At 57.2% G+C, this 24,660-nt stretch carries 25 protein-coding genes, 7 tRNA genes, 1 other RNA gene and 1 pseudogene; 20 read left to right on the top strand and 14 right to left on the bottom strand.

What is annotated here, in order from left to right:
* The first annotated feature begins 96 nt into the window (after positions 1-96).
* The 11 genes from tolB to ACLH1I_RS07050 all read left to right on the top strand — a co-directional run bounded on the left by tolB (position 97) and on the right by ACLH1I_RS07050 (position 4,065).
* A complete protein-coding gene (gene tolB, locus ACLH1I_RS07100) occupies positions 97-1,389 on the top strand; it encodes a Tol-Pal system beta propeller repeat protein TolB (RefSeq protein ID WP_004885999.1) in 1,293 nt (430 codons plus the stop codon).
* A 34-nt stretch (positions 1,390-1,423) separates the two neighbouring features.
* Positions 1,424-1,948 carry a peptidoglycan-associated lipoprotein Pal gene (gene pal / locus ACLH1I_RS07095; RefSeq protein ID WP_002895068.1) on the top strand — a complete coding sequence of 175 codons (525 nt, stop codon included), beginning with the start codon at positions 1,424-1,426 and terminating at the stop codon, positions 1,946-1,948.
* 9 nt (positions 1,949-1,957) lie between these two features.
* Positions 1,958-2,752: a cell division protein CpoB gene (gene cpoB, locus ACLH1I_RS07090; protein WP_004886003.1), complete on the top strand. Its 795-nt coding sequence runs from the start codon at positions 1,958-1,960 to the stop codon at positions 2,750-2,752.
* Between the two features lie 161 nt (positions 2,753-2,913).
* Positions 2,914-2,989 (top strand) — tRNA-Lys (locus tag ACLH1I_RS07085).
* Positions 2,990-3,114: 125 nt separating this feature from the next.
* A tRNA-Val gene (locus tag ACLH1I_RS07080) sits at positions 3,115-3,190 on the top strand.
* A 2-nt stretch (positions 3,191-3,192) separates the two neighbouring features.
* Positions 3,193-3,268: transfer RNA gene (locus tag ACLH1I_RS07075), tRNA-Lys, on the top strand.
* Positions 3,269-3,320: 52 nt separating this feature from the next.
* A tRNA-Val gene (locus ACLH1I_RS07070) sits at positions 3,321-3,396 on the top strand.
* A gap of 3 nt (positions 3,397-3,399) precedes the next feature.
* A tRNA-Lys gene (locus ACLH1I_RS07065) sits at positions 3,400-3,475 on the top strand.
* Positions 3,476-3,621: 146 nt separating this feature from the next.
* Positions 3,622-3,697: transfer RNA gene (locus ACLH1I_RS07060), tRNA-Lys, on the top strand.
* A 134-nt stretch (positions 3,698-3,831) separates the two neighbouring features.
* Positions 3,832-3,907: transfer RNA gene (locus ACLH1I_RS07055), tRNA-Lys, on the top strand.
* A 22-nt stretch (positions 3,908-3,929) separates the two neighbouring features.
* A non-coding RNA gene (locus tag ACLH1I_RS07050) (RtT sRNA) lies at positions 3,930-4,065 on the top strand.
* A gap of 59 nt (positions 4,066-4,124) precedes the next feature.
* Here ACLH1I_RS07050 and ACLH1I_RS07045 read toward each other — a convergent pair.
* A pseudogene (locus ACLH1I_RS07045) lies at positions 4,125-4,287 on the bottom strand (hypothetical protein).
* Positions 4,288-4,356: 69 nt separating this feature from the next.
* On the opposite strand from ACLH1I_RS07045, the gene nadA reads away from it, so the two are divergent.
* Entirely contained in the window at positions 4,357-5,400 is a 1,044-nt protein-coding gene (gene nadA / locus ACLH1I_RS07040; protein WP_017899604.1) for a quinolinate synthase NadA, read from the top strand.
* A gap of 35 nt (positions 5,401-5,435) precedes the next feature.
* The gene (pnuC, locus tag ACLH1I_RS07035; protein WP_004151689.1) at positions 5,436-6,155 is read left to right on the top strand and encodes a nicotinamide riboside transporter PnuC; all 720 of its coding nucleotides are present in this window, start codon (positions 5,436-5,438) and stop codon (positions 6,153-6,155) included.
* Here pnuC and zitB read toward each other — a convergent pair.
* On the bottom strand, positions 6,152-7,096 hold the full coding sequence (zitB, locus tag ACLH1I_RS07030) for a CDF family zinc transporter ZitB (protein ID WP_004886012.1): 945 nt from the start codon (positions 7,094-7,096) through the stop codon (positions 6,152-6,154). The genes pnuC and zitB overlap by 4 nt on opposite strands.
* 118 nt (positions 7,097-7,214) lie before the next feature.
* A complete protein-coding gene (locus ACLH1I_RS07025) occupies positions 7,215-7,592 on the bottom strand; it encodes a YbgS-like family protein (RefSeq protein WP_017899606.1) in 378 nt (125 codons plus the stop codon).
* A gap of 316 nt (positions 7,593-7,908) precedes the next feature.
* Between ACLH1I_RS07025 and aroG the strand changes: the two genes are divergently transcribed.
* Positions 7,909-8,961 (top strand): 3-deoxy-7-phosphoheptulonate synthase AroG, encoded by a 1,053-nt coding sequence (gene aroG / locus ACLH1I_RS07020; RefSeq protein WP_017899607.1) that lies wholly within the window; start codon positions 7,909-7,911, stop codon positions 8,959-8,961.
* 72 nt (positions 8,962-9,033) lie between these two features.
* On the opposite strand, the gene gpmA is transcribed toward aroG, so the two are convergent.
* The 7 genes from gpmA to modE form a co-directional block, all read right to left on the bottom strand.
* Positions 9,034-9,786 carry a 2,3-diphosphoglycerate-dependent phosphoglycerate mutase gene (gene gpmA / locus ACLH1I_RS07015; protein WP_002895089.1) on the bottom strand — a complete coding sequence of 251 codons (753 nt, stop codon included), beginning with the start codon at positions 9,784-9,786 and terminating at the stop codon, positions 9,034-9,036.
* A 290-nt stretch (positions 9,787-10,076) separates the two neighbouring features.
* On the bottom strand, positions 10,077-11,120 hold the full coding sequence (galM, locus tag ACLH1I_RS07010; RefSeq protein WP_017899608.1) for a galactose-1-epimerase: 1,044 nt from the start codon (positions 11,118-11,120) through the stop codon (positions 10,077-10,079).
* Positions 11,114-12,262, bottom strand: coding sequence for a galactokinase (galK, locus tag ACLH1I_RS07005; RefSeq protein WP_025999183.1), 1,149 nt, complete (start codon positions 12,260-12,262; stop codon positions 11,114-11,116). Before galK ends, galM begins: the two co-directional genes overlap by 7 nt.
* A gap of 2 nt (positions 12,263-12,264) precedes the next feature.
* Entirely contained in the window at positions 12,265-13,311 is a 1,047-nt protein-coding gene (galT, locus tag ACLH1I_RS07000) for a galactose-1-phosphate uridylyltransferase (RefSeq protein WP_004886023.1), read from the bottom strand.
* Positions 13,312-13,320: 9 nt separating this feature from the next.
* A complete protein-coding gene (gene galE, locus ACLH1I_RS06995) occupies positions 13,321-14,337 on the bottom strand; it encodes a UDP-glucose 4-epimerase GalE (RefSeq protein ID WP_017899610.1) in 1,017 nt (338 codons plus the stop codon).
* A gap of 209 nt (positions 14,338-14,546) precedes the next feature.
* Positions 14,547-16,019, bottom strand: coding sequence for a molybdate ABC transporter ATP-binding protein ModF (gene modF / locus ACLH1I_RS06990; RefSeq protein ID WP_198079566.1), 1,473 nt, complete (start codon positions 16,017-16,019; stop codon positions 14,547-14,549).
* A 67-nt stretch (positions 16,020-16,086) separates the two neighbouring features.
* Positions 16,087-16,875 (bottom strand): molybdenum-dependent transcriptional regulator, encoded by a 789-nt coding sequence (gene modE, locus ACLH1I_RS06985; protein WP_017899612.1) that lies wholly within the window; start codon positions 16,873-16,875, stop codon positions 16,087-16,089.
* 152 nt (positions 16,876-17,027) lie between these two features.
* Here modE and ACLH1I_RS06980 point away from each other — a divergent pair, with 152 nt between their 5' ends.
* The 4 genes from ACLH1I_RS06980 to modC all read left to right on the top strand — a co-directional run bounded on the left by ACLH1I_RS06980 (position 17,028) and on the right by modC (position 19,843).
* Entirely contained in the window at positions 17,028-17,177 is a 150-nt protein-coding gene (locus ACLH1I_RS06980; RefSeq protein WP_002895156.1) for an AcrZ family multidrug efflux pump-associated protein, read from the top strand.
* A gap of 142 nt (positions 17,178-17,319) precedes the next feature.
* A complete protein-coding gene (gene modA / locus ACLH1I_RS06975; protein ID WP_004886031.1) occupies positions 17,320-18,093 on the top strand; it encodes a molybdate ABC transporter substrate-binding protein in 774 nt (257 codons plus the stop codon).
* Positions 18,093-18,782, top strand: a complete 690-nt coding sequence (gene modB, locus ACLH1I_RS06970; RefSeq protein ID WP_004886033.1) for a molybdate ABC transporter permease subunit — start codon at positions 18,093-18,095, stop codon at positions 18,780-18,782. Before modA ends, modB begins: the two co-directional genes overlap by 1 nt.
* 2 nt (positions 18,783-18,784) lie before the next feature.
* Positions 18,785-19,843, top strand: coding sequence for a molybdenum ABC transporter ATP-binding protein ModC (modC, locus tag ACLH1I_RS06965; RefSeq protein WP_004886036.1), 1,059 nt, complete (start codon positions 18,785-18,787; stop codon positions 19,841-19,843).
* Here the strand turns inward: modC and ACLH1I_RS06960 are convergent, their stop codons facing one another.
* The gene (locus ACLH1I_RS06960) at positions 19,844-20,662 is read right to left on the bottom strand and encodes a pyridoxal phosphatase (protein WP_004886041.1); all 819 of its coding nucleotides are present in this window, start codon (positions 20,660-20,662) and stop codon (positions 19,844-19,846) included.
* A 227-nt stretch (positions 20,663-20,889) separates the two neighbouring features.
* Between ACLH1I_RS06960 and pgl the strand changes: the two genes are divergently transcribed.
* Complete coding sequence (gene pgl / locus ACLH1I_RS06955; protein WP_017899615.1) at positions 20,890-21,885, top strand: 6-phosphogluconolactonase; 996 nt, start codon at positions 20,890-20,892, stop codon at positions 21,883-21,885.
* Positions 21,886-21,994: 109 nt separating this feature from the next.
* Here the strand turns inward: pgl and ACLH1I_RS06950 are convergent, their stop codons facing one another.
* The 3 genes from ACLH1I_RS06950 to ycgZ form a co-directional block, all read right to left on the bottom strand.
* On the bottom strand, positions 21,995-22,261 hold the full coding sequence (locus ACLH1I_RS06950) for a biofilm development regulator YmgB/AriR family protein (RefSeq protein WP_004886050.1): 267 nt from the start codon (positions 22,259-22,261) through the stop codon (positions 21,995-21,997).
* 51 nt (positions 22,262-22,312) lie between these two features.
* On the bottom strand, positions 22,313-22,618 hold the full coding sequence (locus ACLH1I_RS06945) for a hypothetical protein (protein WP_023320000.1): 306 nt from the start codon (positions 22,616-22,618) through the stop codon (positions 22,313-22,315).
* A 124-nt stretch (positions 22,619-22,742) separates the two neighbouring features.
* On the bottom strand, positions 22,743-22,988 hold the full coding sequence (gene ycgZ, locus ACLH1I_RS06940) for a regulatory protein YcgZ (protein WP_004151693.1): 246 nt from the start codon (positions 22,986-22,988) through the stop codon (positions 22,743-22,745).
* Positions 22,989-23,315: 327 nt separating this feature from the next.
* Here ycgZ and ACLH1I_RS06935 point away from each other — a divergent pair, with 327 nt between their 5' ends.
* On the top strand, positions 23,316-24,527 hold the full coding sequence (locus ACLH1I_RS06935) for a diguanylate phosphodiesterase (RefSeq protein ID WP_017899618.1): 1,212 nt from the start codon (positions 23,316-23,318) through the stop codon (positions 24,525-24,527).
* The last annotated feature ends 133 nt before the right edge of the window (positions 24,528-24,660 follow it).

The raw sequence follows: 24,660 nt of genomic DNA, 5'->3' as shown, positions 1-24,660 counted from the left end.
ATAGGGCGGTCATGGGTTTTGGTAGTTTTGTGTATTTGAGTTTGTTAACATTCTGCTAAATTATCGTGGGCTTTCCGCCCGGATAAGGGAGATATGATGAAGCAGGCATTACGAGTAGCATTTGGTTTTTTAATGCTGTGGGCGGCGGTGCTGCACGCAGAAGTACGTATCGAGATCACCCAGGGGGTGGACTCGGCGCGCCCCATCGGCGTGGTACCGTTCCAGTGGGCCGGCCAGGGCGCTGCACCGGAAGATGTTGGCGGTATCGTGGCAGCTGACCTGCGCAACAGCGGTAAATTCAACCCGCTGGATCGCTCGCGTCTGCCGCAGCAGCCGACCAGTCCCCAGGAAGTGCAGCCTGCGGCCTGGTCTGCGCTGGGTATTGACGCCGTGGTCGTCGGTCAGGTGACGTCAAACCCGGATGGTTCTTATCAGGTCGCGTATCAGCTGGTGGATACCGGCGGTGCGCCGGGCACAACGCTGGCGCAAGGCTCTTTCAAAGTCACTAAGCAGTACCTGCGCTATGCAGCGCACACTGCCAGCGATGCGGTATTTGAAAAGCTGACTGGTATCAAAGGCGCCTTCCGTACCCGTATCGCCTACGTGGTGCAGACCAACGGCGGTCAGTTCCCGTATGAGCTGCGTGTCTCCGATTATGATGGCTACAACCAGTTCGTGGTTCACCGCTCCTCCCAGCCGCTGATGTCCCCGGCCTGGTCTCCGGACGGTTCAAAACTGGCTTACGTAACCTTCGAAAGCGGTCGTTCTGCGCTGGTGGTGCAGACCCTGGCGAACGGCGCAGTGCGTCAGATTGCCTCCTTCCCGCAGCACAACGGCGCGCCGGCGTTCTCGCCGGATGGCTCTAAACTGGCTTTCGCGCTGTCGAAAACCGGTAGCCTGAACCTGTACGTGATGGATCTGGGCTCGGGTCAGATTCGTCAGGTGACCAACGGTCGCAGCAACAACACCGAACCAAGCTGGTTCCCGGACAGCCAGAACCTGGCCTTCACCTCTGACCAGGCCGGTCGTCCGCAGGTGTATAAAGTCAATATTAATGGCGGCACGCCGCAGCGTATCACCTGGGAAGGTTCGCAGAACCAGGACGCTGACGTGAGCGCGGATGGTAAAACGATGGTAATGGTCAGCTCGGCCGGCGGCCAGCAGCACATTGCCAAACAAGATCTGGAAGCGGGTGGTGTACAGGTTCTGTCATCAACGTTTTTAGACGAAACGCCAAGTCTGGCACCTAACGGCACTATGGTAATCTACAGCTCTTCTCAGGGGATGGGATCCGTGCTGAATCTGGTTTCTACAGATGGGCGTTTCAAAGCGCGTCTTCCGGCAACTGATGGACAGGTAAAATCACCTGCCTGGTCGCCGTATCTGTGATAATAAATAATTGATTATTAAAGGAATCAAAGAAATGCAACTGAACAAAGTGCTGAAAGGGCTGATGATCGCTCTGCCGGTTATGGCAATCGCGGCATGTTCTTCTAACAAGAACGCCAGCAACGACCAGAGCGGTGAAGGCATGCTGGGTGCCGGCACTGGTATGGACGCTAACGGTAACGGCGGCAACATGTCTTCTGAAGAGCAAGCTCGTCTGCAGATGCAGCAGCTGCAGCAGAACAACATCGTTTACTTCGATCTGGACAAGTACGATATCCGTTCTGACTTCGCTGCCATGCTGGACGCGCACGCTAACTTCCTGCGCAGCAACCCGTCCTACAAAGTGACTGTAGAAGGTCACGCGGATGAGCGCGGTACGCCGGAATACAACATCGCGCTGGGTGAGCGTCGTGCTAACGCCGTTAAGATGTATCTGCAGGGCAAAGGTGTTTCTGCCGATCAGATCTCCATCGTTTCTTACGGTAAAGAAAAACCAGCAGTACTGGGTCATGACGAAGCGGCATATGCCAAAAACCGTCGCGCCGTACTGGTTTACTAAGAGAATTGCATGAGCAGTAACTTCAGACATCATTTATTGAGTCTGTCGTTACTGGTTGGCATAGCGGCCCCCTGGGCCGCTTTTGCTCAGGCGCCAATCAGTAGTGTCGGCTCAGGCTCGGTCGAAGACCGTGTCACTCAACTTGAGCGTATTTCCAATGCTCACAGCCAGCTTTTAACCCAACTCCAGCAACAACTCTCTGATAACCAGACTGACATTGATTCTCTCCGTGGTCAGATCCAGGAGAACCAGTATCAGCTGAATCAGATCGTTGAGCGTCAAAAGCAGATTCTGCTGCAGATTGACGGGCTGACGAGCGGGGGTGGCGCAGCAGCGGCTGGCGCCCAGACGTCGTCTTCCGGCGATCAGAGCGCGGCTGCTACCAGCGCAGCGCCAGCGGCCTCTTCAGGCGCTCCGGCGATGACCGGCGATGCGAACACCGATTACAATGCGGCCATTGCCCTGGTGAAGGATGCTTCACGCCAGGATGACGCCATGGCGGCGTTCCAGAACTTCGTTAAAAAGTACCCGGATTCGACTTATCAGCCGAACGCCAACTATTGGCTCGGACAGTTGAACTACAATAAGGGGAAAAAAGACGATGCGGCGTTTTACTTCGCCTCGGTGGTGAAGAACTACCCGAAATCGCCAAAAGCGCCAGACGCCATGTTTAAGGTCGGCGTGATCATGCAGGACAAAGGTGATACCGCGAAAGCGAAAGCGGTTTACCAGCAGGTGATCAACAAATTCCCCGGCACCGACGGTGCGAAACAAGCGCAAAAACGACTTAATGCCCTTGGTTGATTACGGCATGACCAGAAATCGCATCATTTCTGGTCTTGTCGCCTGAATCGCCAGCAGTTAAGTGATCTTTATCGAAATTTTAGTTGCGCTGAATTCTGAAATCAGTAATATATGCCGCCGTTGCCAAGGGATATCAAACAAGCCCAAAGCGACGCCAGAGTGGGTCGTTAGCTCAGTTGGTAGAGCAGTTGACTTTTAATCAATTGGTCGCAGGTTCGAATCCTGCACGACCCACCAATCGTTCTGGTGGAACGCGATAGTAAAACGTGAAGGATAACGTTGCGACAGCAACGGCCCATAGGGCGAGGCAAAGCCGAGTCATCCTGCACGACCCACCAATTAGCAGTATCCAGCGTAGTATCGGGTGATTAGCTCAGCTGGGAGAGCACCTCCCTTACAAGGAGGGGGTCGGCGGTTCGATCCCGTCATCACCCACCACCGGGTCGTTAGCTCAGTTGGTAGAGCAGTTGACTTTTAATCAATTGGTCGCAGGTTCGAATCCTGCACGACCCACCATTATAATGATGGGGTCGGTGGAGGCAGTATCAGTAGTATCCAGCGCAGTTTCGGGTGATTAGCTCAGCTGGGAGAGCACCTCCCTTACAAGGAGGGGGTCGGCGGTTCGATCCCGTCATCACCCACCACTCGGGTCGTTAGCTCAGTTGGTAGAGCAGTTGACTTTTAATCAATTGGTCGCAGGTTCGAATCCTGCACGACCCACCAATTTCAGCATTTAACTCAGATGTTGAACGTGAAGGATAACGTTGCGTCAGCAACGGCCCGTAGGGCGAGGTGAAGCCGAGTCATCCTGCACGACCCACCAATTTTAATATTGGTGTCGAGTGAAATTATTCAGGTAGTACCAGAGCGGGTCGTTAGCTCAGTTGGTAGAGCAGTTGACTTTTAATCAATTGGTCGCAGGTTCGAATCCTGCACGACCCACCAATCTTTAATGATGGTAACTGGTAGAAAAGTGAAGGATAACGTTGCGTCAGCAACGGCGCCGAAGGGCGAGGCGAAGCCGAGTCATCCTGCACGACCCACCATCCTGAATGATTACAGTAGCAAAATCCCGCAAGGGGTCGTTAGCTCAGTTGGTAGAGCAGTTGACTTTTAATCAATTGGTCGCAGGTTCGAATCCTGCACGACCCACCAATGTAAAAAGGCGCCCTAAAGGCGCCTTTTTGCTATGCGCCGAACTCAACGATTCGAACCTGCAGCAGGTTCGGGTCGAACGCAGTGAGACAACGGAGCCGCTTGCGGCGACGGCCCGAAGGGCGAGGCGAAGCCGAGTCATCCTGCACGACCCACCAATGTAAAAAGGCGCCCTAAAGGCGCCTTTTTGCTATGCGTCATTCTCCACAATCCTACTTCAGCATGACCCCCTGCCGCCGCTTACCGTGACGCCATAAGGCACGAACCGGTAGCCCGGGAAGATGCGTAGCATCGTCCCCGGGGAATAGGTGCTCATGTACAAAATTCATCACGACTTTTTGCTCGTAATCCGCTATCTTGTTTAGCATATAAAACACCATGACCGTGTTAAGGCGCAGACAGGCCATAGTGACGGTCTTAGAGTTAAGCCAGTAAAACGAGATTGCATGATGAGCGTAATGTTTGATCCTGAAACGGCGATTTATCCCTTCCCACCGAAACCGCAGCCGCTGACCGTCGACGAAAAGCAGTTTTACCGCGAGAAAATCAAGCGTCTGCTGCGCGAGCGCGATGCCGTGATGGTGGCGCATTACTACACCGATCCTGAAATTCAACAACTGGCGGAAGAGACCGGCGGCTGTATAGCCGACTCGCTGGAGATGGCGCGCTTTGGCGCCCGCCATTCGGCCTCCACGCTGCTGGTCGCCGGGGTGCGTTTTATGGGGGAAACCGCCAAAATCCTTAGCCCGGAAAAGACCATTCTGATGCCGACCCTGAACGCCGAGTGTTCGCTGGATCTGGGCTGTCCGATTGAGGAATTCAACGCCTTCTGCGACGCCCATCCCGATCGCACCGTGGTAGTCTATGCCAATACGTCCGCCGCGGTGAAGGCTCGCGCCGACTGGGTGGTGACCTCCAGCATCGCCGTGGAACTCATTGACCATCTGGATAGTCTTGGTCAAAAGATCCTCTGGGCGCCGGACCGCCATCTTGGCCGCTATGTTCAGCGTCAGACCGGCGCAGACGTGATCTGCTGGCAGGGGGCGTGCATCGTGCACGATGAGTTTAAAACCCAGGCACTGACGCGTATGAAGGCCCTCTATCCTGAAGCTGCTGTACTGGTCCATCCCGAGTCGCCGCAGGCAATCGTCGAGATGGCCGATGCCGTAGGTTCCACCAGTCAGCTGATCGCGGCGGCGAAAAGCCTGCCCCAGCGCCAGCTGATCGTGGCGACCGATCGCGGTATCTTTTATAAAATGCAGCAGGCGGTGCCGGAGAAAACGCTGCTGGAAGCGCCCACCGCTGGTGAAGGGGCGACCTGCCGCAGCTGCGCGCATTGTCCGTGGATGGCGATGAACGGCCTGAAAGCCATTGCCGAGGGGCTCGAGCAGGGCGGCGCTGAACATGAAATCCACGTCGACGAAGCGCTGCGGACCGGCGCATTAATTCCCCTTAACCGGATGCTGGATTTTGCGGCTACACTACGGGGATAACCTATTGCCGCGTCATCTGACGCTGAGAGGATAAAATGGATTTTTTTAGCACGCAGAATATTTTAGTACATATACCCATCGGCGCCGGGGGGTACGATCTCTCCTGGATAGAGGCCGTGGGGACCATCGCCGGGCTGCTGTGTATCTGGCTGGCGAGCCTGGAGAAGATCAGCAACTATGCATTCGGTCTGGTCAACGTCACGCTGTTCGCCATCATCTTCTTTCAGATCCAGCTGTACGCCAGCCTGTTGCTGCAGCTGTTCTTCTTTGCCGCTAACGTTTATGGCTGGTATGCCTGGTCGCGGCAAAGCAGCAATCATGAGGCTGAGCTGCAGATCCGCTGGCTACCGCGCAGTAAAGCCCTGGGCTGGCTGGCGGCCTGCGTGGTGGCGATCGGCTTGCTGACCCTGTTTATCAATCCGTTTTTTGCCTTCCTGACGCGAATCGCGGTCAGCCTGATGCAAGCGCTTGGTTTGCAGGTCACGATGCCGGAACTGCAGCCGGATGCCTTCCCGTTCTGGGACTCCTGTATGACGGTGCTGTCGGTAGTGGCGATGATCTTAATGACCCGCAAATACGTTGAGAACTGGCTGCTGTGGGTCATCGTCAACGTCATAAGCGTGGTGATTTTTGCCCGTCAGGGCGTCTATGCTATGTCGCTGGAATATCTCTTGCTGACGTTCATTGCGCTGAACGGCAGCCGAATGTGGATAAACAGCGCGCGTGAGCGAGGTTCTCACGCGTTTTCTGGCTAATGATGGTGGTGATGATCGTGCCCGGCGTGCATCGTGTTGAGATGGCACTCCGGGCCGCTGCAGGGCTGGTACTCCATCTGCACCGTGGCATGCTCAATTTCATATTTATGTTCCAGGAAATGCAGGATGCGGTTGAGTAACGCATCATGATCGTGCGGCGGGACCACCTGCACATGCAGCGTCATCACCGGTTTTTCCCCCACCAGCCAGACGTGAACGTGGTGAACATCGCGCACCTCCGGGATAGAGCGGCGGATATCCCGCTGTAGGGCCGCCACATCCAGCGAACGCGGTGCGCCTTCCAGCAGCTCATTCAGACTCTCCTTCAGCAGCCGCCATGCGCTACGTAGCACCAGGCAGGAAACCAGCACGGAAAGGATCGGATCGACAGGCGTCCAGCCGGTGGTGAGGATCACCACGGCGGCCACAATCGCGCCAACCGAACCCAGCAGATCGCCGAGCACGTGTAGCGCCGCGGCGCGCACGTTGAGATTCCGCTCTTCGCTGCCACGATGTAGGATCCAAAACGCCAGCACGTTGGCTAGCAGACCGGCGACTGCAATGACCATCATCGTCACCCCGGCAACCGGCTGCGGATGCTGGAAGCGCTGAATGGCCTCCCAGACAATCAGCATGGTGATCACCACCAGAGCAATGGCATTGAGAAACGCCGCCAGGGTGGTCAAACGCAGCCAGCCAAAAGTATGGCGGGCGTTCGGGGGACGGCTGGCGAAGCGAACCGCCAGCAGCGCAAACAGCAGGGCGGCGGAGTCGGTGAGCATATGGCCGGCATCCGCCAGCAGGGCCAGCGAGCCGGAGATCGCGCCGCCGATGGCTTCTATCAGCATAAAACCGGCGGTGACGATGAACGCCCAAAGTAGCCGGCGAGCGTTGCCGTTATCCGGAGCCTGGGCAGGGGAGTGCGAATGCGAATGCGCCATGGTGTCGTCCCTTGATAGTTATCATTATCACGCTATGACAGCATAAACAGAGAACGATAACAAACAGAGAAAAGGCGAGCCCAGCTCGCCTTTTCTCTGTTTGCACTCACCGCATCAATTACTGGGTGGTGCCGTCGGTTTTGCTGTTGTCATGGTTCATGCTGTCGCCGTTGTCCAGTTTCTTACCGGTATCCGGACAGCGGCCGTCTTTACACATCGAGTTTTTATGTACCTCATCGCTCGACATATTGTCCTGGCTCATCGTCGAGCCGTCAGGATGAAGCATGGTGCCGCCAGAGCCAGAGTTAATTTGGCTATTATCCACGTTATTCGGCGCCACGTTTTCACGGGCATCCGGCGCCACCTGGCCGGCATCAGCGGAAGAGTTGGCCTGGCCATTGTTGGACTGGGCGCCGGTGTCTGCCGCCAGGGCCGCGCCGCTGGCAAGACTTAAGGTGGCGGTGAGCAAAAGGGTCGTCAGTTTTTTCATGTTCATCGGATACTCCTGTTGGGTCGGGAAGCGGTAAAAAACGCCTCCAGCGGTAAGTGTGCCAGGGATCTGACTCGCTATGGTTTAAGACTCCGCAGACGATCGCAGTGTCACTATATAATCCTGAAACGTAAGACTTAATTAGCTTTAACAGTTAAATATTGTAGTTCATGAGCCTGGGTTCGCTACTTTATGGCGTATTTTTGCCTATTTCCAGGATTATTCCATCACTACTGTAAAATCACGTTTACACTATTTCAGCGAAGAGATAGATTGGAGGGATTGCATTTCATTGAATAAGTATGGCAACGCTGGAAAGAAGATGAATTATCAGAACGACGATTTACGCATTAAAGAGATCAACGAATTATTACCTCCCGTTGCGCTCCTGGAAAAATTCCCTGCTACCGAAAATGCTGCAAACACCGTTGCACATGCTCGCAAAGCGATCCACCAGATCCTCAAAGGCGATGATGACCGCCTGCTGGTGGTGATTGGGCCTTGTTCTATTCACGACCCGGCGGCGGCGAAAGAGTACGCTTCCCGTCTGCTGACCCTGCGCGAGGCGTTGAAGGGCGAGCTCGAGATCGTCATGCGCGTCTATTTTGAGAAACCGCGAACCACCGTCGGCTGGAAAGGGCTTATCAACGATCCCCATATGGATAACAGCTTCCGCATCAACGACGGGTTGCGCATTGCGCGCAAACTGCTGCTGGACATTAACGACAGCGGTCTGCCGGCGGCGGGGGAATTCCTCGATATGATCACCCCGCAGTATGTCGCCGATCTGATGAGCTGGGGCGCCATTGGGGCGCGTACCACCGAATCTCAGGTTCACCGCGAGCTCGCCTCGGGGCTCTCCTGCCCGGTGGGCTTTAAGAATGGTACCGATGGCACCATCAAGGTGGCTATCGACGCGATTAACGCCGCCGGCGCGCCGCACTGTTTCCTGTCGGTCACCAAGTGGGGCCACTCCGCTATCGTTAATACCAGCGGCAACGGCGACTGCCATATTATTCTGCGCGGCGGCAAAGAGCCGAACTACAGCGCGAAGCACGTGGCGGAAGTGAAAATCGGTTTGGCGAAAGCGGGTCTTCCGGCCCAGGTAATGATCGACTTCAGCCATGCCAACTCCAGCAAGCAGTTCAAGAAGCAGATGGAAGTGGGCGCCGACGTATGCCAGCAGATTGCCGGCGGCGAGCGCGCCATTATGGGCGTGATGATTGAAAGCCATCTGGTGGAAGGCAACCAGAGCCTCGAGAGCGGTGAACCGCTGACCTACGGCAAGAGCGTCACCGACGCCTGCATCGGCTGGGAGGATACCGAAACGATCCTGCGTCAGCTGGCGGAAGCAGTGAAAACCCGTCGCGGCTAAGCTACTCTGCGTTAGCGCAGGTCATAAAAAAAGCGTGGAGATTTCCACGCTTTTTTGTTTTGACCGGGGAAATTACTTCGCTTTACCCTGGTTGGCGACGGCAGCCGCTTTCGCCGCGATCTCTTCCGCATTGCCCAGATAGTAATGTTTGATCGGCTTGAAGTTTTCATCGAACTCATACACCAGCGGTACGCCGGTCGGGATGTTCAGTTCGAGGATCTCGTCTTCGCCCATGTTGTCGAGGTATTTCACCAGCGCGCGCAGGGAGTTACCGTGAGCGGCGATGATCACGCGCTCACCGCTTTTCAGGCGCGGCAGAATGGTTTCGTTCCAGTAAGGCACGACGCGGTCGATGGTCAGCGCCAGGCTTTCAGTGGTCGGCAGTTCGGCGTCGGTCAGTTTTGCATAGCGCGGGTCGTGGCCCGGGTAGCGCTCGTCGTCTTTGGTCAGCTCCGGCGGAGTGACAGCGAAGCCACGACGCCACTGTTTAACCTGCTCGTCACCGTATTTCTCAGCGGTTTCCGCTTTGTTCAGGCCCTGCAGCGCGCCGTAATGACGCTCGTTCAGCTTCCAGGATTTCTCAACCGGCAGCCAGGCCTGATCCAGTTCGTCCAGTACATTCCACAGGGTATGGATGGCACGTTTCAGCACGGAGGTATAAGCAAAATCAAAGCTGAAGCCTTCAGCCTTCAGCAGTTTACCTGCCGCTTTCGCTTCGCTAACGCCTTTCTCGGACAGATCAACGTCGTACCAACCGGTGAAGCGGTTTTCGTTGTTCCACTGGCTTTCGCCATGACGAACCAGTACCAGCTTAGTTACAGCCATTCTCTTACTCCTCTCTACACGCCATCCCTCGCGCCGCGAACGGTGCGCTGAATATGTTGGTGTATGTGTTATTGATTGATAACTATTCTCATTATATTGCCGTGATTTGGCTCACGGCAATGCTTATCCCTAACCATAGCGAAAATAGTGGCTCAGTGTAAGGTGCTTGTAAAACACAGGTTATTTTTTTGCCCTTTGGTGACGGAAAATAGAGCAGGTTGCTGAAAAAAGAGGCGCCAGAGAGGAGGGCGGGGACGAAAAGCAGCGCCCCCGGCGGAGGGCGCTGGCGATTATCGGGCGATAAACTGATATTCCGTCAGGCTGACGTACTCCTGGCCCGGACGTAACACACAGTCCGGCTGCGGCCATTCCGGATGATTCGGCGAATCCGGGAGGAATTCGCTTTCCAGCGCCAGCCCCTGCCAGTCGGCGTAGGGCTCTGTCGTCTGCGACGGGGTGCCGCCGAGATAGTTGCCGGAGTAAAACTGCAGCGCCGGAGCGGAGGTATAGACCGTCATCTGCAGCTTACCGTCCTGCGACCAGACCTGCGCCGCAGGCTGACTGGCGTCGCCTCCGGCGTCCAGCAGGAAGGCATGATCGTATCCTTTCACCTTTTGCTGATCGGCGTCGGCGAGGAAGTCGGCGGCGATGGTTTTCGGCTGGCGGAAATCAAAGCTGGTGTTAGCAACATCTTTGAGTTCACCACCCGGGATACCGTCGCTTTCCACCGGCAGATACCTCTGGGCGAGGATCTGCAACTGGTGCTGGCGCACGTCGCGCTGTTCACCGTCGAGGTTGAAATAGACGTGATTGGTCATGTTCACCGGGCAGGGTTTATCCACGGTGGCGCGATAGGTAATCGCGATGCGGTTATCGTCGGTCAGACGATAGTGCGCGGTGGCCTGCAGCGTGCCGGGAAAGCCTTGATCGCCATCGGGCGAGGTCAGGGCGAAGAGCACTTCCTGCTCGTCGGCGCGGACGATGCGCCAGCGACGTTTATCAAACCCTTCGGGGCCGCCGTGGAGCTGGTGGCCCGCGTCGTTTGACGGCGTGACGTTGACGAGCTGGCCGTCAAGCGGGAAGCGGCTATTGCCGATGCGGTTGGCGTAGCGGCCTACCGAGGCGCCAAGAAACGCGGCCTGGCGGGCATAGTCCTCCAGCTTCGCGCAGCCCAGCAGCGGGCGGCGCAGGCTGCCATCGGCCAGCGGCACCTCGGCGCTGAGCAGCGTTGCGCCCCAGTCCGCCACGGTGACGGTCATCCCCGCCTTATTGCGCAGGGTTACCTGCTGCCATGGCTGGCCGTCCGGCGCCAGCGCGGTGGTTTGCGTTACCATTGGCCAGCCCCCTGTGACGGTTTGCAGACATAGAACGTCTCTTTAATTCCGGTTTTCGCTTCATACTCGTTGGCAACGGCCTGCTGCACGGTATCGACCAGATCTTCCGGGACCAGCGCTACCACGCAGCCGCCAAAGCCGCCGCCGGTCATGCGCACGCCGCCTTTATCGCCGATTGTCGCCTTGACGATCTCCACCAGGGTGTCGATCTGCGGGACGGTGATCTCGAAATCATCGCGCATCGAGGCGTGGGATTCGGCCATCAGCTCGCCCATCTGCTTCAGGTCGCCTTTTTCAAGGGCGCTGGCGGCTTCTACGGTGCGGGCATTCTCCGTCAGCACATGGCGTACCCGCTTCGCGACGACCGGATCCAGCTCATGGGCGACGGCGTTGAATTGCTCAAGGGTGACATCGCGCAGAGCGGGCTGCTGGAAGAAGCGCGCGCCGGTCTCGCACTGTTCACGACGGGTGTTGTACTCGCTGCCGACGAGGGTGCGCTTAAAGTTGCTGTTGATGATGACCACCGCCACGCCTTTCGGCATCGAGACGGCTTTGGTGCCCAGAGAACGGCAGTCGATCAGCAGCGCATGGTCTTTTTTGCCCAGCGCCGAAATCAGCTGATCCATGATGCCGCAGTTGCAGCCGACGAACTGGTTTTCCGCCTCCTGGCCGTTGAGGGCGATTTGCGCGCCATCCAGCGGCAGATGATAGAGCTGCTGGAACACGGTGCCGACGGCGACTTCCAGCGAGGCTGAGGAGCTTAACCCCGCACCCTGCGGCACATTGCCGCTGATCACCAGATCCGCGCCGCCGAAGTGGCTGTTCCGCTGCTGCAGATGCTTCACCACGCCGCGGACATAGTTCGACCACTGCTGGCTGTCGTGGCTGATAATCGGCGCGTCGAGAGAGAATTCATCGCTCTGATTGTCGTAATCGGCGGCAATCACCCGCACGGTACGATCGTCGCGCGGCGCACAGCTGATCACCGTCTGGTAGTCGATAGCGCAGGGCAGCACAAAGCCGTCGTTGTAATCGGTATGCTCGCCGATCAGGTTGACGCGGCCTGGCGCCTGAATGACATGGCTGGCCGGGTAACCGAAGGCCTCAGCAAACAGGGTTTGGGTTTTCTCTTTCAGACTCATCATTACACTCCGGATTCACGAAAATGGACGTCGCTGACGGCGCGCAGTCGTTCGGCAGCTTGCTCGGCGGTCAGATCGCGCTGCGTTTCGGCCAGCATTTCGTAGCCAACCATAAACTTGCGGACCGTCGCGGATCGCAGCAGCGGCGGATAAAAGTGGGCGTGGAGCTGCCAGTGGTTATGGTTTTCGTCGTTAAACGGCGCGCCGTGCCAGCCCATGGAGTAGGGGAATGAGCACTGGAACAGGTTGTCGTAACGGCTGGTCAGCTTTTTCAACGCCAGCGCCAGATCGCTGCGCTGGGCGTCGGTTAAATCGGTAATACGCTGCACGGGCGCTTTCGGCAGCAGCAGCGTTTCAAACGGCCACGCGGCCCAGTAGGGCACGACCGCCAGCCAGTGCTCGGTGTCGACCACGGTGCGGCTGCCGTCGGCCAGTTCGCGCCGGGCATAGTCCAGCAGCATTGGCTGGCCCTGGCTGGCGTAATATTCTTTCTGCAGACGGTCTTCCCGTTCCGCTTCATTGGGCAGGAAGCTGTTGGCCCACACCTGACCATGCGGGTGCGGGTTGGAGCAGCCCATCGCTGCCCCTTTATTTTCAAAGACCTGTACCCACGGATAGCTTTTTCCAAGGTCCGCGGTCTGTTCCTGCCACGCTTTAACCACGCCTTCCAGCGCTTCAAGGCTCAGCTCCGGCAGCGTTTTGCTGTGGTCTGGCGAGAAGCAGATCACCCGACTGGTGCCGCGCGCGCTCTGGCAGCGCATCAGCGGATCGTCACTCTCCGGGGCGTCCGGGGTGTCGGTCATCAGGGCCGCAAAGTCGTTGGTAAACACGTAGGTACCGGTGTAATTCGGATTCGTGTCGCCGGTGACCCGGGTGTTGCCCGGGCACAGGAAACAGTCCGGATCGTGGGCCGGCAAGGTCTGTTTTGCCGGCGTTTCCTGCGCCCCCTGCCAGGGGCGCTTGGCGCGATGCGGAGAAACCAGAATCCACTGCCCGGTTAACGGGTTATAACGACGATGCGGATGGTCAACGGGGTTAAATACGCTCATGAAGGTTCCTTAGTCTGGATAACCCTGCGGATGGCGGGACTGCCAGTGCCAGGTGTCCTGCGCCATTTCGTCCAGGTTGCGCGTCACGCGCCAGTTCAGCTCGCGGTCGGCCTTGGCGGCATCCGCCCAGTAGGCCGGGAGGTCGCCATCGCGGCGCGGCGCGAAATGGTAGTTAATCGGTTTGCCGCAGGCCTTGCTGAAAGCATTGACCACGTCGAGCACGCTGCTGCCGACGCCGGCGCCAAGGTTGTAGATATGGACCCCGGCTTTGTCAGCCAGTTTTTCCATGGCCGCGACGTGACCGTCGGCGAGGTCCATCACGTGGATATAATCGCGCACGCCGGTGCCATCTTCGGTCGGGTAGTCGTTACCAAACACGGCCAGCGATTCACGACGACCAACGGCGACCTGGGCGATGTAGGGCATCAGGTTATTCGGGATCCCCTGCGGGTCTTCCCCCATGTCGCCCGACGGGTGGGCGCCGACCGGGTTGAAGTAGCGCAGCAGGGCAATGCTCCACTCCGGCTGGGCTTTCTGCAGGTCGGTCAGGATCTGCTCCACCATCAGTTTGCTTTTACCGTAGGGGCTTTGCGGGGTGCCGGTCGGGAAGCTTTCGACATACGGGATTTTCGGCTGGTCGCCGTAGACGGTGGCGGAGGAGCTAAAGATGAAGTTCTTCACGCCCGCGGCGCGCATGGCGGAGACTAATTTCAGTGTGCCGGTGACGTTATTGTCGTAATATTCCAGCGGTTTGGCGACGGACTCCCCGACGGCCTTCAGCCCGGCGAAGTGGATCACCGCTTCAATGGCGTGGTCGTGGAGGATCTCGGTCATCAGCGCTTCATTACGAATATCGCCTTCAATAAAGGTGGCTTTTTTGCCGCCGAGACGCTCAATCACCGGCAGTACGCTGCGCTTGCTGTTGCAGAGATTGTCGAGGATCACCACCTCATGCCCCTGCAGCAGCAGTTGAACGCAGGTATGACTTCCAATGTAACCGCTACCACCTGTAACCAGAACTTTCATGATTCGCTCCATTCGGCTTATCGTGTATGAGGAAGATAGCATATCAAAGAAGTGAAAAGTGTGACACAGAACAAGTTAGTGGAATCGTTTACACTTGAGGGTGAAACGACATCATTTAATTTATTTTGTTTTATATACAATTGGTTATATGAGGTTGGCGCTATTTTTCTGAAAAATACCAGGGATCTTTCGATCCCCGGCAGGAGGCGTCAGGCCACGGGGCCGAGCTGATAAGTGTAACCGTCTCCACTGGGAACGAATACCAGGCGATGGGTAATACAGTCCGGGGCATCTTCCGCATGGTGCGAGACAAACAGCAGCTGCGTGGCGCCTTCGCCAATCAGGACGTCGACAAAGCGGCGTACCAGCTGGCGATTGAGGGGATCCAGCCCCTGCAGCGGTTCATCGAGGATCAGCAGGGTTGGATGCTTGACCAGCGCGCGAACGATAAGCGCCAGCCGCTGCTGGCCCCACGACAGGCTCTGAAACGGCGCGTCGGCGGTGCGCTTATCGATGCCGAGAATATCCAGCCATTGCTGCACCAGCTTATGCTGTTTATCGGACACCGCCTGATAAATGCCGATCGAGTCAAAATAGCCCGACAGAATAACGTTGCGGACGTTGGTGCTGACCCGGTAGTCCAGATGCAGGCTGCTGCTGACGTAGCCGATATGCTTTTTAATATCCCAGATGGTCTCGCCGCTGCCGCGGCGGCGGCCAAAGAGGGTGAGATCGTTGCTGTAGCCCTGCGGATGATCGCCGGTGATAAGGCTCAGCAGCGTGGATTTACCGGCGCCGTTGGGGCCGACGATCTGCCAGTGTTCGCCCGGGCTCACGGTCCATGAGAGGTGGTTGATGACCGGACGATCGTTGTAGGAGACCATGCCGTCATTGAGCACGATACGCGGCGCCGAGTCTGCCAGCGCATGACGGGCTGGTGGTACATCTGGCTCAGGCAAGGTGATGCCGTCCAGTTTTTCACTGTGCGCCAGCTGAGCGACCAGCGCCTGCTGCAGAAGAGCGCGCTTCTCGCCGGTCTCGCTGAGGAGGCAATCAGCCAGCACGCCGGCGTATTGCACAAACTCCGGGATCTCATCGAAGCGGTTGAGCACCAGCACCAGGGTGAGGCCGGCGCGATGCAGGTCGGCCAGCAGCGCGGCCAGCTGCTGGCGGGAGTTGACGTCGAGGCCGTCGAAAGGCTCGTCGAGGATCAGCAGCTGCGGATCGCTCATCAGGGCCTGGCACAGCAGGGTCTTACGCGTTTCGCCAGTGGACAGATACTTAAAGCGGCGGTCCAACAGGGCGCTGATGGCAAACTGTTCGGCAAGCTGCGCGCAGCGGGCAGGATCTTTCACCTCGTCCTGAATAATCTCCGCAGTGGTGCGGCCGGTATCTTCTTCTCCGGGGCTAAGCAGGTCGGTGTTATTGCGCTGCCACTCGTCGCTGACCAGCTTCTGCAGCTGTTCGAAGGAGAGGCGGGTTACGCGGGAGAAGTGGCTTTCGCGCTGGCCGCTGAGCAGGGTCAGGTCGCCGGCCAGGGCTCGCGCGAGGGCGGATTTGCCGCTGCCGTTGCTGCCGACGAACGCCCAGCTTTCACCCGCCGCCACGCTCAGGTGGTCTATTTTTAAGGTTTTTGTATCGCTCAGGCGAAACGTGCCTTGCGAAATTTGCAATGATGACATGATGTATCCCATTTTTTGCAGCGATGTGCATCAGGGATACGACTTCAGGCGCGTAATGTCAATGGGGTCAGCATAACGTAGCGAGAATGATGCGATCGGCGTTGAAGTAAGCGATCGCCTCCGTCCCTTCCGCCAGGCCAGACGTCTGCGCCTGTGGCAGAGTGGCGCACAGGGTCTGGCCGTCCGCGAGGGTCATCAGCACTTCGCACTGCCCGGAGCCGCATTCGATATGGCTGATACGACCCGACAGCTGGTTCTCGGCCTGGCGGGCCACCGCCGGGTCGAGGGTGATGCCGACCCAGGGCGCTTTCAACAGAACCAGCACCTCCTGGCCCTCATCGAGCCCCAGCTTTTCAGCGCTCTGGGCGGTAATGGCGACGTTCAGGCGGGTTTGCCCGTCGGCCAGCAGCACCTCGACGTGCTGCTGCACCTGCTGGCGATCGCGGCCGGTAATGGTGCCGAACCACTGGTTGCGGGCGCTGGTCTGCAGGGAAAAGCGCGAGATGGCCGCCAGCAGGCTGTCCAGTGGCAGGGCGTCGTCATCGCTGAGGACATCAAACGCTTTCTGCTGGATCTGCGCCAGCAGATCGTACAGTTGGATCAGACGCTGCCCGTAGCGGGTCAGCACCGCGCCGCCGCCGCCTTTGCCGCCGGTGGCGCGATCCACCAGCGGCTGTTCGCTGAGCTGGTTCATCTCGTTGATGGCATCCCACGCGCTTTTATAGCTGATACCCGCGTGCTTCGCCCCCTGGCTTATCGAACCGGTCTGGTCAATCTGTTTGAGCAGGGCGATCCGCCGGGGGTCGGCAAACAGGCGCTGCTGTAGCTTAAGGGTGAGAAGAATTTCGGCCTGCATAATCGTTTCCTGACAAAAAAGCGTATTGTGACCGATAGTCACCCAGTTGCAAAACCTCTCTGCGCGGTTTGTCATTAACCACCGCACAAATGGGGCGTGTTTTTTCGGCTGAAACCGTTACAATCAGGGAATCATACTATCTGGAGTGAACCATGTTAGAGCTTTTGAAAAGTCTGGTTTTTGCGGTCATCATGGTACCGGTGGTGATGGCGGTCATCCTGGGATTGATTTACGGTCTTGGCGAAGTGTTCAACCTCTTCTCCGGCGTAGGCCACAAAGATCGCAGCCAGCAAAATCATTGATTTCCCGGCGCCCGGTTTAACCGGGCGCTGTGCTATTTCCCTCCTGTATCATTTCCCTTCGTTTTATTGTCCTGTGTCACTATAAAAATGCTCTGCATATCGTTATATTGTCGAATACATAACGCATTGACAGGAGATTCAGATGGCAGGTTCTTGGTTACGCGGGGTTATCGGGGTATCACTCACGCTGTGCGTCGCGGGTCAGGCGCTGGCGGCAGAGGGGAAAGTGACCGTTTTCGCCGCCGCATCGTTAACCAACGCGATGCAGGATATCGCCCAGGCGTATAAGAAAGAGAAAAACGTCGAGGTCGTCTCGTCGTTTGCCTCGTCGTCGACGCTGGCGCGGCAGATTGAAGCAGGCGCCCCGGCGGATCTGTTTATCTCCGCCGATCAAAAGTGGATGGACTACGCGGCTGACAAAAAGGCCATCGATCCGGCGACCCGCGCCACCCTGCTTGGCAACAGCCTGGTGGTGGTGGCGCCGAAAGCCAGCGCGCAGGGTGCGATTACCATTGATGAGAAAACCGACTGGACCAGCCTGCTGAAAGGGGGCCGTCTGGCGGTGGGCGATCCGCAGCACGTTCCGGCAGGGATCTACGCCAAAGAAGCGCTGCAGAAACTGGGCGCCTGGGAGACCCTGTCGCCGAAGCTTGCGCCGGCGGAAGACGTGCGCGGCGCGCTGGCGCTGGTGGAGCGTAGCGAAGCGCCGTTGGGCATCGTCTACGGATCGGATGCTGTGGCCAGCAAAGGGGTGAAAGTGGTGGGCACCTTCCCGGAGGCGTCGCATCAGAAAGTCGAATACCCGCTGGCGATTGTCGATGGCCATCGCAATGCGGCCGTGAGCGCTTTCTATGACTACCTGAAAGGGCCGGAAGCGTCCGCGATTTTCCAACGTTACGGATTTACCACCCGCTGATGTTTCTGAGCGAACCCGAATGGCAGGCGGTGCTGCTGAGCCTGAAAGTCTCCTCCCTGGCGGTGGCCTTGAGCCTGCCCTTTGGCATCTTTTTTTCCTGGCTGCTGGTCAGGCGCACCTTCCCCGGCAAGGCGCTGCTCGACAGCCTTCTCCATCTGCCGCTGGTGCTGCCGCCGGTGGTGGTGGGATATCTGCTGCTGGTGGCCATGGGGCGGCGCGGGTTTATTGGCAGCTGGCTGTATGACTGGTTCGGCATCAGCTTTGCCTTCAGCTGGCGCGGGGCGGTGCTGGCGGCGGCGGTGATGTCTTTCCCGCTGATGGTGCGCGCCATCCGCCTGGCGCTGGAGGGGGTGGACATCAAACTGGAGCAGGCGGCGAGAACCCTCGGGGCCAGCCGCTGGCGGGTATTTTTCACCATTACGCTGCCGCTGACTCTGCCGGGAATTATTGTTGGCACGGTGCTGGCCTTCGCCCGCTCGTTAGGGGAATTTGGCGCGACCATCACCTTCGTCTCCAATATTCCCGGCGAAACGCGTACCCTGCCTTCGGCGATGTACACCCTGATCCAGACTCCGGGCGGGGAGGGGGCGGCGGCTCGTCTGTGCCTCATCGCTATCGGCCTGGCGCTGGTCTCGCTCTTGATATCAGAATGGCTGGCCCGCGTGAGCCGCCAGCGTATAGGAGGATAATGATGCTGGAGCTGGACTTTACCCAGACCCTCGGCAGCCACTGTCTGCAGATCCGTGAAACGCTGCCCAGCAGCGGGATCACCGCCATCTTTGGCGTCTCCGGCGCCGGGAAAACGTCGTTGATCAACGCTATCAGCGGCCTGACCCGGCCGCAGGCGGGGCGGATCGTGCTCAACGGCAGGGTGCTGAACGACACCGCGCAGCGTATCTGCCTGGCGCCGGAGCAGCGGCGGATCGGCTATGTCTTTCAGGATGCGCGCCTGTTTCCCCACTATAAAGTGCGCGGCAATCTGCAGTACGGCATGGCGAAATCCATGGTCAGCCAGTTCGATAAGCTGGTGGAGCTGCTGGGGATCGCTCCCTTGCTGGATCGCCTGCCTGGCCGGTTATCCGGCGGCGAAAAGCAGCGTGTAGCCATCGGCCGCGCTTTGCTGACCGCGCCGGAGCTGCTGCTGCTGGACGAGCCGCTGGCCTCGCTGGATATTCCGCGCAAACGCGAACTGTTGCCCTATTTGCAGCGACTGGCGCAGGAGATCCATATTCCGATGCTTTACGTCAGCCACTCGCTGGACGAGATCCAGCATCTGGCCGATCGCGTGCTGGTGCTGGAGGCCGGTAAGGTGAAGGCTTTCGGTCCGCTGGAGGAGGTCTGGAGCAGCAGCGTGATGCACCCCTGGCTGCCGGCGGAACAGCAGAGTACGATCCTCAGCGCCACCATCGCCGCGCAGCATCCGCAGTACGCGATGACCGCGCTGACGCTGGGGGATCAAATGCTGTGGGTCAACCGGCTCGAACGTCCCGCAGGTGATACCGCGCGGATCCGCATTCAGGCGTCGGATGTTTCGCTGGTGCTGGCCCAACCGTCCGCCACCAGCATCCGCAACATCTTGCGCGCCGAGGTGGTTCAGTGTCTGGAGGTCAACGGACAGATCGAGGTTCAGCTCAGGGTGAGCGGCCATCCTCTGTGGGCTCGAATCAGCCCGTGGGCGCGGGATGACCTGGCGATAGCGCCAGGCCAGCAGGTGTTTGCCCAGATCAAAAGCGTGTCGATCGCCGCCTGATCACAGCAGCTGACGGTAGATAAACTCGGCGATGCTGGCGGACTCATTGTCCCCGATGACCACGTTGGCGCGGGCTTTGACCTCGTCCACCGCATTGCCCATCGCCACCCCGGTGCCTGCTGCTTCCAGCATACTCAGATCGTTGTAGTTATCGCCGAAGGCCACCACATTCTGCATCGACAGCCCCTGGTCAGCGACCCACTGCGCCAGGCGTTTGCCTTTGCTGTTGCCGGCGCGGGCAATATCCACCTGGTCGTGCCACGACCATTCGCACGCCAGGCCCAGCGTCTCGCCGACCTCCTGCGCAAAGCGCTGCAGACGGGGAATGTCATCGTCGGTGAGGGCGAATTTCCATACCGCCTTGACCTCGCGGACCGCCTGCGCCAGCGAGTCGACCTGGCTGAAGACCGGGCGCTGATCCTCCGGTAGCGCCTGCGCCCAGTTGCGGGTGCGGATCACATGCCCGGTGGGCTGTTCGTAAAGCATCGCGTCATCCACATAGGCCAAACCGTGGATCTGCTGTTCGGCGAGCATGGCGGTGAGGCTTACCGCGTGTTCCACCGACATAGGATCGGCCGCCAAAACCTTTTTTGCGTGATAATCATACAAATAAGTGCCATTACAACAAATTGCAGGTGTATCGAGGGCCAGTGCCTGATAAAAAGGATGAATAGCGACGTGATGACGTCCGGTAACGACGATCACCTGGTAGCCCGCCTCTCTGGCGCGGGCCAGCGCTTCCAGCGAAGCGGGCAGGATGGTTTTTTTGCTGGTAAGCAGGGTGCCGTCTAAATCCAGGGCAATCACGCGTGTTGTCATGTGTTATTTCCGGTTGATGTTGAAAAGTACCTGGCCATGATGGTACACCGCCGTGGCGTCAGGACCAATTTTTCCACATCTGCCGTGAATGTCTGTATGCCCTTTGTGCCGCCTTCCGTCGGTAATTCGGTCGGCGATGCGAGTATCATGGGCGGATGTCTTATAATTTTCAGGGTGCTGTTATCCTGAAAATGAAAAATCCACGTGCAGTGAGGGAAGGAGTAGTCATGAAACAAACCGTTTATACCGCCAGCCCGGAAAGCCAACAAATCCACGTCTGGAGTCTTGAAGCGGACGGCAAACTGACGCTGGTGCAGGTGGTTGATGCCCCGGGTCAGGTCCAGCCGATGGTGGTCAGTCCCAATAAGGAGTATCTGTACGTTGGCGTTCGTCCGGAGTTTCGCGTGTTAGCTTATCGCATCACGCCGGATAACGGGGCGTTGACCTTTGCGGGAGAAGCGGCGCTGCCGGGCAGCCCGACCCACATTTCTACCGATCATCATGGCCGCTTTGTCTTCAGCGCCTCCTACAATCAGGGCTGCGTCAGCGTGACCCCGCTGCAGGATGGCCTGCCGGCTGAAACTATCACCGTGGTGGAAGGGCTGGAAGGCTGCCACTCGGCCAATATCTCCCCGGACAACCGTACCCTGTGGGTGCCGGCGCTGAAGCAGGATCGCATCTGCCTGTTTACCCTCAGCGAAGATGGTTTCCTCTCCGCCCAGGAGCCAGCGGAAGTCACCACCGTCGAGGGGGCGGGTCCGCGCCACATGGTGTTCCATCCGAACCAGCAGTATGGTTACTGCGTCAATGAGCTGAACAGCTCAATTGACGTTTGGGAGCTGAAAGACCCGAATGGCAACATCGAATGTGTACAAACTCTGGATATGATGCCGCCTGATTTCACCGGCGTGCGCTGGGCGGCGGATATTCATATCACTCCGGACGGGCGTCATTTGTACGCCTGCGATCGTACCGCCAGCATCATCACGGTGTTCAGCGTGTCGGAAGATGGTAGCGTGCTGGCGGTGGAAGGCTATCAGCCGACCGAGACCCAGCCGCGCGGCTTCAATCTCGATCACAGCGGTAAGTATCTGATTGCCGCCGGGCAGAAGTCGCACCATATCGCGGTGTACGAAATTACCGGCGAGCAGGGGCTGCTGCAGGAGAAAGGCCGCTATGCGGTCGGGCAGGGACCGATGTGGGTGGTGGTCAACGCTCACTGATCCGTCAGGCGGTAAAAGAAAAAACCTCGCGTGAGCGAGGTTTTTTTGATCAGAGCGGACAGGCTCTGTAGGGAAGGTGTTGCCCTGGTAGACCTGAAGCGTGATGGCTTTAGATATCGTCCATGGTGTAGCCGACGACAATCTCCAGCGTTTTACGGATCACGTCTGCGGTCACCACGTCATCGGTGCTTTCCAGCGCCTGAATCAACCATAAAATAATGGCCTTATTGTTCAGGTGACCCTCGGACTGGAGAATACTGTTGATGGCCAGCGACATCACGGCGGACTCATCAACCAGCTTATCACCGGCGTTACGGAAATAGTCGGAGAGCGCGGTGTCCTGCAGTCCTGCGTAAATATCGGGTTGCTGATGCATAGTCTGTCTCATCACATTCTCACTCTGTGTTATTCACCATGGTTGGGAGACTCAGTGGATCTTTTTACCTTCCAGCGCCATGGCGCTTTGTGTCGGCGAACCTCGGGTTTCCCAACGGCCATTGATTTTCTTTACCTGCAAAGGCGCTTGCTTGCGCTGACGGGCAAGCTTCGCGCAAATTTCTTCGATCACGGCAGCGATGACCTTTCTTCGCTGTCGGTCTGACTCTGTCGCCTGCATCAACCGAAGTCGCACCAGCAGGGTCGGAGTGGTAATCGGGCGATTCGTTTTCAGAAGCGCGAGCACCGCCTCGCCGATGATCTCATCGGTGATTTCCTCAGTTTCACTGCTATTCATAACCGTCTCTCTGCATGCCACTCTCTCCCTGAATCTGCGAACGGGCATTCAGGTCAGCAGCAGGTTTGTGGAAGCGATCGCCCCTCATCTGCTACTGCGGCGCAACAGGCGACGATCGATGACGTTATTCCTGACCGGCAAACAGCAGACCAATTAAGGTCTGATAGTGACTCTCTTCCTCTGGGGCACGGGCGCGGTCGAGGCGGCTCAACAGTTTGGTGCACAGCGCTTTGCGGTTGAGATGACGCCCTTCGTTGAGAATATCCATCACAATCTGACCCAGCGTTTCCTGCTGGGAAGGTAACGATGCTTTGTTGAAATACTGGGCAATTGCGTTCGCTGTATCTGGAATGTAACCATTCTGCTGCATATGTGCTCCTTTCATTTCATTCATCTGTTAACTGCCATTAAACTTATACAATATTTACTAACCTGTACACACAAAGTTGCACAGAAATGATTCAAAACGTGTTAACATTTTGATTTATAATCGGTTAATTTTTTATGTTTGGTGTGTTTCTGGCTTGTGAAGGTAGGGTTTAGCGTTGCATGTTGTACAAGAAAAGAAAAATGAAAAAGCCTTGCACAAAAAAGGGATTTTTAGTGTATCTTTTTTGTTAAGACAAAACGTAGTTTTACAAGACGATTAGCCTGATAACTGCTACTGTGAATGCTTACCCTCCCATCTGGAATCACTATGCTAACCACCATCATTTATCGCAGCCATATCTGCGACAATGTCTCATTCAAATCGATCGAGGCCATGGTCGCCAGGGCAAACGAAAGAAATGGGCAGGCGGACGTCACCGGTATTTTACTTTTTAACGGGACGCATTTTTTTCAACTCATTGAGGGGCCTGAAGAAAAGGTTCGGGATATTTATCAGCATATTTGCCGCGATCCCCGCCACTATAACCTGGTGGAGCTTCTGTGCGACTATGCGCCGTCCCGCCGTTTCGGTAATGTCGGCATGGAACTGTTTGATTTACGCGAACATGATCGCGAGGAAGTGCTGCAGACGGTGATGGACCGCGGGACCTCAAAATATCAGCTCACCTATGACGACCGGGCACTGCAATTTTTCCGTACCTTCGTCGAATCAACGGAAAAAGCGAACTATTTTGAGATTCCTTCCGCTGACAGCTGGGTATTCATCCCCGATCAGAATACTTTCTATCCTGATACCCCGATAATTGATAATAAGGAAAGCTGGTCCTTTGCCTTCCAGCCGATCGTCGACCCTTTCGCCTGCGAAATTATTTCGTGGGAAGCGCTGTTACGCACACCGGACGGCCAGTCGCCTGGCGCCTATTTTGCCGGGCTTTCCGGGGACGACATTTATCTCGCCGATCTGCACAGTAAACGGGTGGCGCTGTCGCTGGCGGGGAAATTAGGCTTACGCAATAAGGCGTTAAGTATTAATTTACTACCGATGACGCTGGTTAAAGCGCCGAACGCGGTGGGTTTCCTGCTCGATCAAATTCAGCGGAATGATCTTATTCCTGAGCAGATTATTGTCGAGTTTACCGAGCGGGAAGTGATTTCGCGGATGGATGATTTTACCGATGCGGTGCGAAAGCTAAAGGGGGCGGGCATCAATCTCGCCATCGACCACTTCGGCGCCGGGTTTGCCGGGCTGTCACTGCTGGCGCAATACCAGCCCGACAGAATTAAAATCGACCATGAGCTGATCCGCAATATCCACCAGGATGGGCCGCGCCAGTCGATTGTACAGGCGATTATCAAATGCTGTTTTTCACTGGAGATTGCGGTCTCAGCCGTCGGCGTTGAGCGCGCTGAAGAGTGGATGTGGCTGGAATCAGCCGGTATTTCGCAGTTTCAAGGGAATTTGTTCGCCAGCGCGCGTCTGGGAGGCTTGCCCGCCGTCGCCTGGCCAGAGAAAAAATGATCCATCTCGAAATCAGCTAATTATTTTTTCATCTTTTTCCCAAGCGCTGTGAGCCACAACCTGATATCTTTATCTGTACAAGAAAATAGAGTTGTACAGGATGCCTGAATTCGTTAGTTTAGGTATTAAAGTA

The sequence above is a fragment of the Klebsiella sp. 1SOBk10mer genome (assembly GCF_046602535.1).
GTDB classification, from domain to species: Bacteria; Pseudomonadota; Gammaproteobacteria; order Enterobacterales; family Enterobacteriaceae; genus Klebsiella; species Klebsiella quasipneumoniae.
The sequence above is the reverse complement of the archived record's forward strand: the minus strand, read 5'-3'. Positions and strand labels throughout refer to the sequence as shown.

What these genes read in the sequence shown, in the direction of transcription:
- tolB (WP_004885999.1), top strand. Translation starts at nt 97, where the DNA reads ATGAAGCAGGCATTACGAGTAGCATTTGGTTTTTTAATGCTGTGGGCG.
- pal (WP_002895068.1), top strand. Translation starts at nt 1,424, where the DNA reads ATGCAACTGAACAAAGTGCTGAAAGGGCTGATGATCGCTCTGCCGGTT.
- cpoB (WP_004886003.1), top strand. Translation starts at nt 1,958, where the DNA reads ATGAGCAGTAACTTCAGACATCATTTATTGAGTCTGTCGTTACTGGTT.
- nadA (WP_017899604.1), top strand. Translation starts at nt 4,357, where the DNA reads ATGAGCGTAATGTTTGATCCTGAAACGGCGATTTATCCCTTCCCACCG.
- pnuC (WP_004151689.1), top strand. Translation starts at nt 5,436, where the DNA reads ATGGATTTTTTTAGCACGCAGAATATTTTAGTACATATACCCATCGGC.
- zitB (WP_004886012.1), bottom strand. Translation starts at nt 7,096, where the DNA reads ATGGCGCATTCGCATTCGCACTCCCCTGCCCAGGCTCCGGATAACGGC.
- ACLH1I_RS07025 (WP_017899606.1), bottom strand. Translation starts at nt 7,592, where the DNA reads ATGAACATGAAAAAACTGACGACCCTTTTGCTCACCGCCACCTTAAGT.
- aroG (WP_017899607.1), top strand. Translation starts at nt 7,909, where the DNA reads ATGAATTATCAGAACGACGATTTACGCATTAAAGAGATCAACGAATTA.
- gpmA (WP_002895089.1), bottom strand. Translation starts at nt 9,786, where the DNA reads ATGGCTGTAACTAAGCTGGTACTGGTTCGTCATGGCGAAAGCCAGTGG.
- galM (WP_017899608.1), bottom strand. Translation starts at nt 11,120, where the DNA reads ATGGTAACGCAAACCACCGCGCTGGCGCCGGACGGCCAGCCATGGCAG.
- galK (WP_025999183.1), bottom strand. Translation starts at nt 12,262, where the DNA reads ATGAGTCTGAAAGAGAAAACCCAAACCCTGTTTGCTGAGGCCTTCGGT.
- galT (WP_004886023.1), bottom strand. Translation starts at nt 13,311, where the DNA reads ATGAGCGTATTTAACCCCGTTGACCATCCGCATCGTCGTTATAACCCG.
- galE (WP_017899610.1), bottom strand. Translation starts at nt 14,337, where the DNA reads ATGAAAGTTCTGGTTACAGGTGGTAGCGGTTACATTGGAAGTCATACC.
- modF (WP_198079566.1), bottom strand. Translation starts at nt 16,019, where the DNA reads ATGTCATCATTGCAAATTTCGCAAGGCACGTTTCGCCTGAGCGATACA.
- modE (WP_017899612.1), bottom strand. Translation starts at nt 16,875, where the DNA reads ATGCAGGCCGAAATTCTTCTCACCCTTAAGCTACAGCAGCGCCTGTTT.
- ACLH1I_RS06980 (WP_002895156.1), top strand. Translation starts at nt 17,028, where the DNA reads ATGTTAGAGCTTTTGAAAAGTCTGGTTTTTGCGGTCATCATGGTACCG.
- modA (WP_004886031.1), top strand. Translation starts at nt 17,320, where the DNA reads ATGGCAGGTTCTTGGTTACGCGGGGTTATCGGGGTATCACTCACGCTG.
- modB (WP_004886033.1), top strand. Translation starts at nt 18,093, where the DNA reads ATGTTTCTGAGCGAACCCGAATGGCAGGCGGTGCTGCTGAGCCTGAAA.
- modC (WP_004886036.1), top strand. Translation starts at nt 18,785, where the DNA reads ATGCTGGAGCTGGACTTTACCCAGACCCTCGGCAGCCACTGTCTGCAG.
- ACLH1I_RS06960 (WP_004886041.1), bottom strand. Translation starts at nt 20,662, where the DNA reads ATGACAACACGCGTGATTGCCCTGGATTTAGACGGCACCCTGCTTACC.
- pgl (WP_017899615.1), top strand. Translation starts at nt 20,890, where the DNA reads ATGAAACAAACCGTTTATACCGCCAGCCCGGAAAGCCAACAAATCCAC.
- ACLH1I_RS06950 (WP_004886050.1), bottom strand. Translation starts at nt 22,261, where the DNA reads ATGCATCAGCAACCCGATATTTACGCAGGACTGCAGGACACCGCGCTC.
- ACLH1I_RS06945 (WP_023320000.1), bottom strand. Translation starts at nt 22,618, where the DNA reads ATGAATAGCAGTGAAACTGAGGAAATCACCGATGAGATCATCGGCGAG.
- ycgZ (WP_004151693.1), bottom strand. Translation starts at nt 22,988, where the DNA reads ATGCAGCAGAATGGTTACATTCCAGATACAGCGAACGCAATTGCCCAG.
- ACLH1I_RS06935 (WP_017899618.1), top strand. Translation starts at nt 23,316, where the DNA reads ATGCTAACCACCATCATTTATCGCAGCCATATCTGCGACAATGTCTCA.